The sequence below is a fragment of the Klebsiella sp. WP8-S18-ESBL-06 genome (assembly GCF_014169755.1).
GTDB classification, from domain to species: Bacteria; Pseudomonadota; Gammaproteobacteria; order Enterobacterales; family Enterobacteriaceae; genus Kluyvera; species Kluyvera ascorbata_B.
This window is the reverse complement of the sequence record NZ_AP022256.1, coordinates 2,090,846-2,104,551: the sequence shown is the minus strand read 5'-3', so window position 1 is coordinate 2,104,551 and position 13,706 is coordinate 2,090,846. Positions and strand designations below refer to the sequence as shown.

Below are 13,706 nucleotides of genomic sequence, written 5' to 3'. Positions count from 1 at the left end.
CGGATAGCGGCGTAAACGCCTTATCCGGCCTACAGATATGTGTGTTTTGTGGCGTCTGCCGTTCACAGGCCGCGCACATGACCAGAACTTGATTAGCGCTGGAAAACGACCCGATAATGACCGGAACCCACCTCCGCCGCGTAGCCGCCGTCCATCGGCGTAAAGTCGATGTCGTCGGTTTCCAGCAGCGTCCTTGCGCGATCGAGAATCAGCGTCGAGCGGGTATTGGGCGGGATGTCCACCTCAAGCGCGATCGTCTGCCCGGACTGCTGCCAGCGCACGCCAATCTCACCGTATACCGATGCATAGCGCGCTTTCAGCCACGCCAGACCGCCGCCGGGGATAGGCCGCAGAACCGAGTGCTTAAAGCCCGGCGCGTGCTCTTCGGTATTTATTCCCGCCGCCGCCCGGTACAGCCACTCACCGATGGCTCCGTAGGCGTAGTGGTTAAACGAGTTCATATCCGGACTCCACATCGTGCCGTCCGGCTTCACGCCGTCCCAGTGTTCCCAAATCGTGGTCGCGCCGGCCTTCACCTGATACAACCAGGACGGGAAATCCTCCTTCAGCAGCAGCTGCCATGCGGCATCAGCCTGACCGTTCTCACTCAGCGCGTGACAAAAATACGGCGTGCCGACAAACCCCGTCACCAGGTGGCCATCCTGCTCGGCCAGCAGCTCCAGCAGCGTCTGCACCGTCCGCTCGCGATGCGCCTGCGGCACCAGCTGGAAATAGAGCGCCAGAATATGCGCAGTTTGCGTGCGCGCGGCGAGTCTGCCGTTGGCCGTGAAGAACTCGCGATGGAAGCAGTCAACAATCGCCGCATGAAGCGCGAGGTACTCGACGGCATCATCCTCAAAGCCCAGTACCTTCGCCGATTTCGACAGCAGCTGCGTAGACAGCGCATAGTAGGCCATGCAGGTCAGCTCATTCGGCGTGGCGCCAAAGTAGCTGCCCTCTTTGGCATCCAGGGCCACCCAGTCGCCAAACTGCAGCTTCCACGACCAGATATTGTCAACCGCGTTGGCGCGCATAAACTCTACCCACGCTTTCATACTGCCGTACTGGCGCGCCAGGGTCTGCGTATCGCCGTACATCAGGTACAGCGTCCACGGATTGATGACCGCCGCATCGGCCCATGCCGCCGCCGAATGGGTACGGCCGTGCGACAGGAAACGGTCGTTATCGCACTTGCCGGTCAGAATATCCGGGATCACGTGCGGCACGCCACCTTCCGGGGTTTGATCGTGCTGCAAATCGGTTAGCCATTTGGCGAAGAAGGTATCCGTTTGCATCAGGTAGCTGGCGGTACGACAAAAGATCTGCGCATCACCGGTCCAGCCCAGGCGTTCGTCGCGCTGCGGGCAGTCGGTCGGGATATCCACAAAGTTTCCCTTCAGCCCCCAGAGAATATTGTGGTGCAGCTGGTTAAGATCGGCATTTGAGGTTTCCATGCTGCCGGTTGGCGTCATCGCTGAATGCAGCACTACGGCGGAAAAATCTGCCAGCGTCGGCGTGCCAGGCCAGCATTCAATCTGCACATAGCGGAAGCCCTGGAAGGTAAAGTGCGGATGGTAGCGCTCTTCTTCATCGCCGCGCAGCGTATAGTCGATGCGCTGTTTTGCGGTGCGCAGATTCGCCAGGTAGACATTGCCCTCCGCGTCCAGCACTTCAAAGTGGCGCAGCTTAACGCTGTCCCCTGCTGCGCCGCGAACGCGAAACGCTACCCAGCCGCTGAGGTTCTGGCCAAAATCAATGACCGTCTCTCCCTTTGGCGTGGTGAATAACGCGCGCGGCGCCAGTCGTGCAATTTCCTGCACCGGACAGGCGGTTTGCGGCTGAAGAACGTCTTTTGACACGCTCAGTAACGTTACCGCTCGCCAGCCCGACGCGGCAAAACCCGGCTCGCTCCAGCCCTGCTGCGCCAGGCGGGCGTCGTACGTTTCACCATCGTAGATTTCAGAGAACAAAATCGCCGAGTCGCTTGCCTGCCAGCATGCGTTGCTGACAATCACCCGCTGGCTGCCGTCGCGCAGCGTGACCACCAGTTGGCAAATAAACCCGGTTTGTTCGCCGTAGTAGTTGCGGTAGCGGTTAAAGCTCATGTCGCCTTTGTACCAGCCTGCGCCGACCATCGCGCCAATAACGTTCTCACCACCGCACAGCCGGTCGCTGACGTCCCAGGTCTGATACAGCAGGTGATGGTGATAGCTCGTCCAGCCGGGGGCCAGCTCGTCGCACCCCACTTTTTCGCCGTTAATCCACAGCTGATAAAGCCCCAGCGCGCTGGCGTGAACCACCGCCGATACAATCTCCTCACTCGGCGGCAACGCGAAAACATGGCGCAGCAGCGTCCCCCTGGAATTGTCTTTGTCCTGCGGCGTTTCGGCAGAGATAAATTCGCCCTGCCAGCGTGCAGCCGGCAGCCCGCTCACCCACGATGCCAGCGGGCTCCAGCCGCTTTCTTCACCGTGGTTATCGCTGATGCGCACGCGGGCAAAATAGCGGGTTGAGTCGGCCCATTCGCGCGCCGGCAGCGTAATATTGTTTGAACGCGCGTCCCGCGTCACCCCGCTGTCATACAGCAGCGCGCTAAAATCCTCGTCCTCCGCCAGCTGGAGCTGCCAGCTATGCTGCGCCACATCACGACGATCGCTGGCAATAACCCAGCCGAAAACCGGCGACGTTTCACAGCCTGACAGCGTCTTTTCGTAGTTAAGCGTGATTTTTTCTACTGCTAACATAATGATTCCCTCAATAGCTGAATGATCAGGCCTTGGCCCGTTGCGTATCGTTGACGTCGTGGCGCGCATCCGGCGTCGCCACCATTGCCGTTTCGGCGTTAAATTCATTGCGCTGCTTGCCGTGGAAGCAGAGCCAGCCAATGACCATCCCCACCACCACAATGGCCGTCAACAGGCAATAAAGGACGGTTGGCCCGGCGCTGAGCAGTACCGGCGTGACGAAAGCCAGCAGCCCACAGGTCAATCGGGCGACGCCGACGATCACCCCCTGAGCGGTAGCGCGCAGCATGGTCGGGAACGACTCCTGGGCCCACACTTTCATAATGCCTTCGAAGGCAAAACCGGCGCCGATATTGGTAAACAGCAGGCAGCAGAACCACGACAGGGGTGAGAAATTGAGCAATACCGGCACAAAATAGCCGCCGGACATCATTACCGCGCCGAAGATAAAGAACGGAATGCGTTTGTCGGTATCGACGATACGCATAAACAGCAGACCGGAAGCGACGCTGACCGGCAGGATCAGCAGCCCCCACAGCGAATTCGTGCTGACCGAAATACCCACCACATTCACCGCAACAAAGGTGCCAAACTGCCCGCCGGTGTTGGCGGCCAGGTTGGTAAAGGTGTAAAACGCGCACAGCGAGATGAACGGCCACAGGTACTTTGCCTCCAGCAGGTCCCGCCAGCCGTTTTTCTGCGCCCGTACGGTCGCCACTCCCCGTCGCAGCTCATCGCGCGCCGCCAGCCACAGCGGCGATTCCGGAATAGACCAGCGCAGCACCAGCAGCACCAGTGCCACCAGGCCCACGTGGAGATACATGATCTGTGCGCCGACACGGCCCCAATCGCCGACGATGGCAGAGATCCCCATCGTGGCGCCGATGCCCACCAGCCATAGCAGATTCGACAGGCCAATAATTTTGCCGCGGTTCTCGTCGCTGGCCGCCTCGGAGATGGTGGCCAGCGAGACGGGCAAATCGGCGCCGGTCGCCAGCCCCACCAGCAGCGTGCCGACGGCCAGAACGGCAAAGCTAGCGCCGAAGGCCAGCGCCAGCGTGCCCAACAAAATCATCGCCATTGTGATGATAAAGACGTTGCGCCGCCCGATACGATCGCCCAGGCGGCCGCCGCCGAAAGCGCCGGCGGCAATGCTGAGGGTTAACAGGCCGGAGAGCATTCCAATTTCCAGCGCGGTAATCCCCAGCGTCTTTTGATAAATAACCAGCGCGGTACCGTTCGAGACAATTGCCGCCGAATCAATATATGATGCCATCCCTGACACCACCCCAATATACCAGGGGTTGGGCATTTTATTTTTTGACATAACGTTTCCTTTAATTCATCGATAATGAAGGGAGAAATAAACCCTCGCAGCGCGTGCTGCGATAAAATCCCTGTGGTTCATTTTCGTTATTAGCCAGAAAAATCAGATCGTCGTCAGCACCCGTGAGTGCAGCTCTCGCTCGTGCGTTGGCGAGTAATTAAAATAATGTTTGTAGGCTTCGGTTAATCTTATGGTATTCATGAAACCGCAGCGTGCGGCTATTTCGCTAATGGTTTTATCGGTGGTGCGCAGCAGCTCCTGCGCTTTTAGCACCCGGTACAGCGTCTGGAATTTTACCGGGGTGTAGCCGGTAATTCGTTTAATAAAACGGAACATCGTCCGCCGCGCCACGCCGTTATCGTCGCTCAATGCATACCAGTCAAGCTGACGCAGACCGCTGGTTTTGAGCGCTTTAATCAGGTTAGCGCGGCCTCGCTCTTCGGCGCTTTGCGCCTCTTGCTGCTGATGGCACTGGCATAACGTATTAATGATGTTGAGAAACGCGGCCTCGCATAGCGCAAAATAGAGGGGGTCGTAGTCGCTTTCATTGCGCGCGACAATCTCCTGACTCCAGCGCTCAACGTCCCCCAGGGCCGCAGGGGATAGCGCCATCTCGCGCGGCTGCTGTAGCTGCGTTTTGATCCTCGCGAGCAGCGTATCGATATGCTGTAGATAATGAAAATGGCCGTCACGGCGAATCAGGATATTAATAACAGCAAGATGGTTAGTGGAAACATAACTGTGGGTGTCGTTAGTGGTAACAAGAAAAAAGTCGCCCTGACAAATAAATTTCACTTCGTCATTAATAATATGAAAACCGCTGCCATTACGGACAATAACCAGTTCGTCAAAATCATGCCCATGCACACCTTCCATAAGCTGGTTATTCATCGTAAAAAGACAAAAGGCATGGTGCTCAGAATGAAAAAATTCGCTATCTCGTAATATTCTCACATGGCCTCCGGTTTATTAAGACAATAGCGCCCGGCCTTAATAATGAGGCAAGTAAATAAATATTGTCTTAGGCTGTATTGCAAACTATTTAAGCGCAATAATTATGACAAGTCTATATATCAGGGTGGCACTCAGGCGTAAGCCGCCGTGATGGCGGTTTCATTTTCAGAAATGTGCGGGGATATAACAGGAGCGGCGTCTGCCGGGCCTACGGCGATATGCTTATCGGTAGGCCCGGACAGCGCGATTAGAAGCCCAGGCTATCGAGCAGATCGTCCACCTGATCCTGGCTGGCAACGACGCCGGCTTTTGAGGTGTCAACCTGCGGCCCGTTGAGCAGACTGTCGTTTTCGCGTTTTGGCCGCGCGCCCTGCTCCGGAATGTTCTCCAGCAGCACCATCAACAGCTGGCGCTCAATTTCCTGGATAACGTCCATCATGCGCTTGATAACCTGACCGGTCAGGTCCTGGAAATCCTGCGCCATCATGATTTCGAGCAGTTGGGCGTTCGTAAAGCTGGTATGCTCCGGCACCTCGCCAAGATAACGGCGGGTATCGCTCACCAGTTCACGCGCGTCGGACAATTCAATCGGATTTTCAAACCACGCGTCCCAGCGCTTGGTCAAGGCTTTGGCGCCTTTTTCCATTTCATCCTGATGCGGCTGCGAGGCTTCGACGCTGTTCAGCGCGCGCTCCGCAGCCTGCGCGGTCATCTGCACAACATAGTCCAGACGGTCACGCGCGTCGGGTATCGCTTCGGCCGCTTCCGCAATCGCCTGATCCAACCCCAGCTCGCGCAGGCTATCGCGCAGCATGCGGGTCAGATTGCCGATGCGGCTGATAATATCCGCGGCGGAGTGGTCATCGCCGGGCTTGATGGAAGAATGCATCATGTTCGTCACCTCACATGCCCAGTTTCTCGAAGATCTTGTTCAGCTTCTCTTCCAGCGTCGCCGCAGTGAACGGCTTCACCACGTATCCGCTGGCCCCGGCCTGCGCGGCGGCAATGATGTTCTCTTTCTTCGCTTCTGCCGTGACCATCAGCACCGGCATTGCCGCCATCCCACCGTCGGCGCGGATCGTTTTCAGCAGCTCCAGGCCATCCATGTTCGGCATGTTCCAGTCAGAGATGACAAAACCAAAGCCGCCCGCCTGCAGTTTATTCAGCGCATCCACGCCGTCTTCTGCCTCTTCAACGTTGTTAAATCCCAGTTCCTTTAACAGGTTGCGCACGATACGACGCATGGTGGAAAAGTCATCCACAACCAAAAACTTAAGCTCTTTATCCGCCATAAAATAATACTCCTGATTCAAATACGTATTGCCTGTCCGGCACTGATTTTCGCCAGCATCTGCTGGCTTACCTGGCTAAGATCGACCACTTCGCTGACGCCACCGGTATTGATGGCCTCGCGCGGCATGCCGAACACCACACAACTGGCTTCATTCTGCGCGATGGTCCAGGCTCCGGCCTGGTACATCGCATGCATCCCGGCCGCACCGTCGTTGCCCATGCCGGTGAGGATCACCCCTACGGCGTTGCGCCCCGCGTGCTTCGCGACCGAATGAAACAGCACATCAACCGACGGGCGATGGCGATTAACCGGCGGCCCGTCGTGAATTTTGATTTGATAGTTCGCCCCGCTGCGCGCCAGCTCCATATGCTTATCGCCCGGCGCAATATAGGCATGACCCGGCAGGACGCGCTCGCCGTCTTCCGCCTCTTTAACCGTGATTTGGCACAGCTTATTGAGGCGCTCGGCAAATGAACGGGTAAAGCCCGGCGGCATATGCTGCGTGATCAGCAGCGCCGGGCTGGAGAGCGGCAGCGGCTGGAGTACATGACGAATAGCTTCAGTACCGCCGGTTGACGCACCGATCGCAATCAGCTTTTCGGAGCTCAGCAGCGGGCCAGACTTGATCGCCACCGGCGCGGCCAGCGGTTTGTGGGCGCTAATGCGCGCACGCGAGGCGGCGCGCACCTTCTCAGCAATGGTTTCGCTGTAGGCCAGCATCCCCTCACGAATGCCCAACTGCGGTTTGGTGACAAAGTCCACCGCCCCCAGCTCAAGCGCGCGCAGCGTTACCTCCGAGCCTTTACCGGTCAACGAAGACACCATGACCACCGGCATCGGCCGCAGGCGCATCAGCTTCTCGAGAAAGTCCAGGCCGTCCATGCGCGGCATTTCGACGTCCAGCGTCAGCACATCCGGATTGAATTTTTTAATCAGATCGCGCGCCACCAGCGGATCCGGCGCGGTAGCGACCATTTCCATATCGTCGTGGCTGTTAATGATTTCCGTCATGATCTGGCGCATCAGCGCCGAGTCATCAACGGATAACACCCTGATTTTACTCATGCTCTTCCCTTACTTAGCGCATAGACCGTCTGTCCACGCAGGCTGAACTCACGGGAGAGATGGCTAAAGTTCTCTGAATGACCGGCAAACAATAATCCGTCCGGTTTCAGCAGGGACACAAAACGCTTGAGGATCTCCTGCTGCGTAGTTTTATCAAAATAGATCATCACATTACGGCAGAAGATCGCATCGAACGGACCGGGAACGTTATAGTGGGTATTGAGCAAGTTCAGCGTGCTGAAATCCACGTAGTTCGCCAGCTCGTTACGCACCCGGACCAGTCCGGAGTGCGGCCCGGTCCCGCGCATGAAATAACGCTGCAGCTGCTGCTGAGAGAGCGTTTTCAGCTCGTCCATGCGATAAATGCCGCTCTGCGCTTTTTCCAGCACTTCGGTATCGATATCGCTGGCATACACTTTCCAGCGGCCCGGCGCGGTACCCAAGGTATCGGCCAGGGTAATGGCGATGGAGTACGGCTCTTCCCCGGTCGACGCCGCAGCGCTCCACACCCGGTACTCCCCCTGCCGACGAGCGGCATGTTCGGCGAGCGTCGGAAAGTGGTGCGCCTCGCGGAAGAACGCCGTCAGGTTGGTGGTCAGCGAGTTAATAAACGCCTGCCATTCCGCGCTGTCGCCGTTGGCCTCCAGTTGCCCCAGGTAATGACCAAAATCATCCAGGTTCAGCGTCCGCAGACGCCGCACCAGACGGTTGTAAACCATGTCACGCTTGTGATCGGCCAGCACGATCCCGGCGCGCTGGTAGATCAGTTGACATATCCGACGAAACTGCGCGTCGGTGAGCGTCAGGCGCTGCGTCAGCTGGCTCAGTAATTGCGATTGCCCATTTGGCAGAGATACAGTCATAGCGCCTTCTTACATCACATCATTCAGGAAACAGCGGGTATCGCGGCCAGCGTAACGTTTTCACGCTCCACCGCCGCCTTCACTTCTTCAAGTTCAAATACGGAAACCACGGTCGTTAAGCGATCGGCCTGCCCGGCCAGCTGTTCGGTGGCCGCGGCCCCCTCTTCCACCAGCGCGGCGTTTTGCTGCGTCACCTGATCCATCTGGCTGACCGCCTGCGCCACCTGTTCAATGCCGCGGCGTTGTTCATCCGAGGCGGAAGCAATTTCGCCCATGATGTCGTTCACTCGGGTCACCGACTGCACGATCTCACTCATCGTACTGGCCGAGGTTTCCACCAGCGTGGAACCTTCCTGTACGCGGGCAACCGACTCTTCGATCAGCACTTTAATTTCTTTCGCCGCCTGGGCGCTGCGGCTGGCGAGGTTGCGCACCTCCCCGGCCACCACGGCAAAACCGCGACCCTGCTCACCGGCACGCGCAGCCTCCACGGCGGCGTTCAGCGCCAGAATATTGGTCTGGAAGGCAATACCGTCAATAACGCTAATAATGTCGCTGATTTTCTTCGAGCTGGTGGCAATGTTATGCATCGTCTGCGCCACATGATTTGCCTGTTCTCCGCCGCGCTTGGCGGTATCTGCCGCGCCGTGCGCGAGGTGAGACGCCTGGCGGGCGTTGTCGGCGTTCTGGCTTACCGTTGCGGTCAGCTGTTCCATGCTGGCCGCCGTTTCCGCCAGCGAGGCCGCCTGCTGTTCAGTCCGCGCAGACAGATCGTTGTTGCCTGCGGCAATTTCCGAGATCCCGGTGTGCATGGCGTAGCTGCCCTGGCGCACTTCCCTGACGGTGTCACGCAGCGAGTGCTGCATGGCCTTCAGCCCGGCAAAGATGGCGCTGATTTCGTTCTTGCCGTAGACCGCAATCGGACGCGCCAGGTTGCCTTTCGCAATGCTTTCAAAGTGGTGGCTGATAATCGCCAGCGGTCGCACCACCATATGGCGAACCCACCACAGCGCACCCACGGTAATGAGTACGGAAATGACGACCATCGCCATAAACATCATCGTCGAGCGCGTGTAATCGCTCTGACTTTCACGTTCGGCGGCAGCAACGTAGCCGTCAATGTTCTTACGCCAGTTCTGGTACTCACCGTCAAACTGATCCTGGGTTTTTTGTACCGGTGCGGCGACAAACTCCGCCAGCTGGTTGTTCTCAAGCCAGGCGACCTGATGCGCCAGCATCTCGTGCCAGTTGGTAAACGCCGTTGCGGTTGCCGCCTGTAGCGTTTTGTCGTGCTCACTCATCAACGGCAGCGCCATAAACCCCTTAAACAGCGCATCGCCCTGCGAGAGATTCTGTTTGACGTCGTCGATCATGCTGCGCACTTCACCAGGCGGATAGCTCAGCGCCGTCAGGGTGCCCGCTTTGTTCAGCATGGTGCTGGCCTGCAGCATCGCAGCGCGCGATTCCGTCAGTGTGTTCAGCTGCTGGCTGCTTTGTTCAACCTGATAAATGTTGTTTTGTCCGTCGCGAAAGGCCCAGAAAGAGAGTCCGTTACTGCCAATCTGCAAAATGCCGCAGATAATTAAAATCAGAAACAACGTGGTAGAGATTCGAATACGATAAAGCATCACCACACTCCTAAAGGCGGCCTGGACCGCGGATAAAATTAAAAGGTTTCCCAGTTGCTTTCGGCGACCGACGCCTGGCGTTTGTTAGCGACCAACGCGCGCGCCGCCGGTGCCGACGCTGGCGCGCTGCTGTGCGCGGCAGCGTTTAAACGAAAGGCGGCGACGGCCTGATTCAGGCGCTCAGCCTGCTCTTCCAGCGCCGCGGCGGCCGAGGCGGACTCTTCCACCAACGAGGCGTTTTGCTGCGTGACGCTGTCCATCTCGGCAACCGCGATCGCCACCTGGTCGATACCGCGGCTCTGCTCGTCAGAGGCCGAGGCGATTTCGCCCATGATGTCGGTCACGCGCGTCACCGCATTAACGATATCGGTCATCGTTTCCCCAGCGGTTTCCACCTGCGCGGAGCCGGTTTCGACGCGGGAGACCGAGTCTTCAATCAGCGCTTTGATCTCTTTTGCCGCCTGTGCGCTGCGGCTGGCGAGGTTACGTACCTCACCGGCCACCACCGCAAAACCGCGTCCCTGTTCGCCCGCACGCGCCGCTTCGACGGCAGCGTTCAGCGCCAGAATGTTGGTCTGGAAAGCAATGCCGTCAATGACGCCGGTAATGTCGGAAATTTTTTGCGAGCTGGCGGCAATCTCGTGCATGGTGTTGACCACGCCGTTGACGACGCTGCCGCCGTGCAGAGCGGTCTCGGAAGCGCTCTGTGCCAGATGGGATGCCTGACGGGCATTTTCGGCGTTCTGTTTCACCGTAGCCGTCAGCTGTTCCATGCTGGCCGCCGTTTCTTCCAGCGCAGCCGACTGTTGCTCGGTGCGAGAAGACAGGTCGTTATTGCCCGCCGCAATTTCGCTGGTGCCGTGATAGATAGCCACCGCCCCTTCACGCACATGGGTCACCGTATCAATCAGCGAGCTCTGCATATGCGTCACGGTGTCAGCCAGTTCGGTAATTTCGTTGCGCCCGCGCAGGCTCAGACGCGGCGTCAGATCCCCGGCGGCAATCTGCCGGATGTGCCCCATTACCGCAGCCAGCGGCTTAAGTAAAATGGCGCGAATACCAAACCAGGCGCCGACCACCACAATCACCAGCACCACGGCCAGAATCGCCAGCTGCCAGCGAGCTATCTGGTAGTCGCTGCTGCTGGTGGTAAAGGCGCGCTGGTAGAGCGCTTCGCTTTGCGAAGCGTACTGGTTCATGGCTTCGCCCATCGCGTTCTGCATCCCCTGCGTCGGCTGGGCAAAATAGGCGTCCATATTGCCGGCCTCCAGGAAGCCCACCAGCTCCTGTAACGCAGCAAAATAACGTTGATATGCGGCGCTCACCTGGGCGCTGGCATCGTGCATTTCAGCCTGCGCCGGCAGCGCGCTGAAGCGAGCAAAATGGCTGTCCGCCTGCGCAAGCGTGGTGCGCGCATTCTTCAGCAGTTCAGTTTTGGCGCTGCTCTGCTGATTAGTGGCGTCCATCATCATCCGCGCCGAGGACCGGCTCAGGTTGATGCGGGTTTGCAGCAGCAGATCCCACGCTTTGGTGAGTTCAGCCTGTTGCGTACGAAGAGTGTTAGATTGCGCAAAGCTTTGTTGGTTTTGCTGGAGCGAGGAGAACAGAAATCCTCCGGAGACCAACTGCAAAAGTGCGAAGACGACCAGCACCAACATCAGCAGCGTGACAACGCGGATACGGTTTAACATACAACACCTTCTCTATGACTTGTTATTCGGTGTTATCGGCATCCCAAATAGAAACTTTATGCGCGCGCGGGGTAAAAATCGTCCGCCCTCACGGGCACGAAAGCGCAGCGCCGGCGAGTCACTGAATCACAACGCTTTTTATAAAATATAAAAAAAAGTTGTAAATCCCCCCGCTTTCATACAATTTATGTAGTGAATGAATTGATGACATTACATAACTAAAAAATCATTTTTCATCGCAGGGCATATTCGTAATCTGACGGGGTATTTTTTGTGGCAAACGCAAACAAACTCACGGTTTTTATCGTGATTTTTATGCTGGCGGGGATTCTCACCGGCGCAATGATCCATTCTTATGCATCAACTCAGACTATCGAAGTCTGGTCCAGCAACATCACTCTCCTGACTGACATTTTCCTCCGACTCATTAAAATGGTGATTGCACCGCTGGTGTTCAGCACCCTGACGGTCGGCATCATGAAGCTTGGCGAAACGTCTACCATTGGCCGCGTCGGTGGTAAGGCCATGGTCTGGTTTATCAGCTCATCGGTGCTGTCGATTCTGGTGGGGCTGTTTATCGTCACCCTACAGCATCCGGGCGCGGGCCTGAATCTGGCGATACCGAAAGATACGGTCGACACCGGTCTGGCCGTCAGCGGTATGAGCCTGAAAGGCTTCTTGTCGCATACCATCCCGACCAGCATCGTCGGCGCGATGGCCGATAACGAGATTTTGCAGATCGTGGTGTTCTCGATGTTCTTCGGCATCGGCGGCGCGTCGCTCGGTCAGAAGTTCAACGCACCGTTGGTTGCCGCGCTGGACGTGGTCTCCCACATTATGCTGAAGGTGACCGGTTACGTGATGTACGTTGCGCCGCTGGCCATTTTTGCCGCCATCTCGTCGGTCATTGCAACCGAAGGGCTGGGCATTTTGCTTAACTATGCCTCGTTTATCGGCGGCTACTATGTGGCTATCGTGCTGACCTGCTGCGTACTGGTGGCTATCGGCTATATGGTGTTGAAAAAAGAAGTCTTCCGCCTGCTCAGCATGCTCAAAGATCCGGTACTGGTGGCCTTTACCACCAGCAGCTCAGAAGCCGCCTACCCGAAAACGCTCGAACAGCTGACCAAATTTGGCTGCTCACGCAATATCGTGTCCTTCGTGCTGCCGATCGGCTATTCCTTTAACCTGGTGGGCTCGATGGTCTACTGTTCCTTCGCCTCAATGTTTATTGCTCAGGCGTATAACATCCACCTCAGCTTCTCTGAGATTGCGGTACTGATGTTGACGCTGATGCTGGCATCGAAAGGAATTGCCGGGGTACCGCGCTCGGCGCTGGTCGTGCTGACAGCCACCATCCCAAGCTTCAATATTCCGGTCGCGGGCATCCTGCTGCTGATGGGGATTGACCATTTCCTCGATATGGGACGTTCGGCGATTAACGTGCTTGGCAACGGCGTCGCGACGGCCATGCTGTCGCAGAATGAAGGCCTGCTGGCGCAGGAAGAGCCGCAAGTGGTACAGCAGAACGGGTAAATAAAAGCCAGACCTCTGGGTCTGGCTGGACAATCGCCGTGTAGCAAGCAACGGGCCTGTCGTCACAATACGACGGGCCCGTCTCTCATCAGGCGGCGTGAATCGTTGCGCTGTCCAGCAGCGCCATCTCTTCACTGTTGAGCAGTTTCTCAATATTGACCAGAATCAGCATGCGATCGCCCAGCGCGCCCAGCCCGGTGAGATATTCGGTAGAGAGGGTCACGGCAAACTCCGGCGCCGGGCGAATCTGCTCCGCCGCCAGCGACAGTACGTCAGAAACGCCGTCGACCACAATACCCACCACGCGCTGGCCGAGATTCAGCACGATCACGACCGTGTTATCGTTATATTCCACGTCTTCCTGGCTGAACTTCACCCGCAGGTCAACAATCGGCACAATCACGCCGCGCAGGTTGGTGACCCCTTTTATAAACGCGGGCGTGTTAGCAATGCGCGTGACCTGATCGTAACCGCGAATCTCCTGCACCTTCAGAATATCGACGCCGTACTCTTCGTTACCCAGCGTAAATACCAGGAATTCCTGCCCTGTCGGTTCACCCGCCAGCTTTGTTACATTCGTCATACCGGTCATGTTTTCTACCTT

The 13,706-nt window shown here is 57.4% G+C and carries 11 protein-coding genes; 1 reads left to right on the top strand and 10 read right to left on the bottom strand.

Annotation, left to right across the window (positions count from 1 at the left end; all coding sequences use genetic code 11):
* Window positions 1–92: 92 nt before the first annotated feature.
* From H7R76_RS09910 to tar, 9 genes are all read right to left on the bottom strand, one after another.
* Entirely contained in the window at window positions 93–2,744 is a 2,652-nt protein-coding gene (locus tag H7R76_RS09910; RefSeq protein ID WP_182967651.1) for a family 78 glycoside hydrolase catalytic domain, read from the bottom strand.
* 25 nt (window positions 2,745–2,769) lie between these two features.
* Entirely contained in the window at window positions 2,770–4,071 is a 1,302-nt protein-coding gene (locus tag H7R76_RS09905; protein WP_182967650.1) for an MFS transporter, read from the bottom strand.
* A gap of 102 nt (window positions 4,072–4,173) precedes the next feature.
* The gene (locus tag H7R76_RS09900) at window positions 4,174–4,947 is read right to left on the bottom strand and encodes a helix-turn-helix domain-containing protein (RefSeq protein WP_227673959.1); all 774 of its coding nucleotides are present in this window, start codon (window positions 4,945–4,947) and stop codon (window positions 4,174–4,176) included.
* Between the two features lie 325 nt (window positions 4,948–5,272).
* Entirely contained in the window at window positions 5,273–5,917 is a 645-nt protein-coding gene (cheZ, locus tag H7R76_RS09895; protein WP_182967646.1) for a protein phosphatase CheZ, read from the bottom strand.
* Between the two features lie 10 nt (window positions 5,918–5,927).
* Window positions 5,928–6,317 carry a chemotaxis response regulator CheY gene (gene cheY / locus H7R76_RS09890; protein ID WP_064544650.1) on the bottom strand — a complete coding sequence of 130 codons (390 nt, stop codon included), beginning with the start codon at window positions 6,315–6,317 and terminating at the stop codon, window positions 5,928–5,930.
* A gap of 17 nt (window positions 6,318–6,334) precedes the next feature.
* Complete coding sequence (locus H7R76_RS09885) at window positions 6,335–7,384, bottom strand: protein-glutamate methylesterase/protein-glutamine glutaminase (protein ID WP_106927819.1); 1,050 nt, start codon at window positions 7,382–7,384, stop codon at window positions 6,335–6,337.
* The gene (gene cheR, locus H7R76_RS09880; RefSeq protein WP_182930409.1) at window positions 7,381–8,247 is read right to left on the bottom strand and encodes a protein-glutamate O-methyltransferase CheR; all 867 of its coding nucleotides are present in this window, start codon (window positions 8,245–8,247) and stop codon (window positions 7,381–7,383) included. The genes H7R76_RS09885 and cheR overlap by 4 nt, the downstream gene beginning before the upstream one ends.
* 23 nt (window positions 8,248–8,270) lie before the next feature.
* Window positions 8,271–9,875, bottom strand: a complete 1,605-nt coding sequence (locus tag H7R76_RS09875) for a methyl-accepting chemotaxis protein (RefSeq protein WP_182967644.1) — start codon at window positions 9,873–9,875, stop codon at window positions 8,271–8,273.
* A 38-nt stretch (window positions 9,876–9,913) separates the two neighbouring features.
* On the bottom strand, window positions 9,914–11,566 hold the full coding sequence (gene tar, locus H7R76_RS09870) for a methyl-accepting chemotaxis protein II (protein WP_182930407.1): 1,653 nt from the start codon (window positions 11,564–11,566) through the stop codon (window positions 9,914–9,916).
* Window positions 11,567–11,839: 273 nt separating this feature from the next.
* On the opposite strand from tar, the gene H7R76_RS09865 reads away from it, so the two are divergent.
* On the top strand, window positions 11,840–13,102 hold the full coding sequence (locus H7R76_RS09865; protein WP_182967642.1) for a dicarboxylate/amino acid:cation symporter: 1,263 nt from the start codon (window positions 11,840–11,842) through the stop codon (window positions 13,100–13,102).
* Between the two features lie 88 nt (window positions 13,103–13,190).
* Here H7R76_RS09865 and cheW read toward each other — a convergent pair whose 3' ends face one another.
* Entirely contained in the window at window positions 13,191–13,694 is a 504-nt protein-coding gene (cheW, locus tag H7R76_RS09860; protein ID WP_182967640.1) for a chemotaxis protein CheW, read from the bottom strand.
* Window positions 13,695–13,706: the final 12 nt, after the last annotated feature.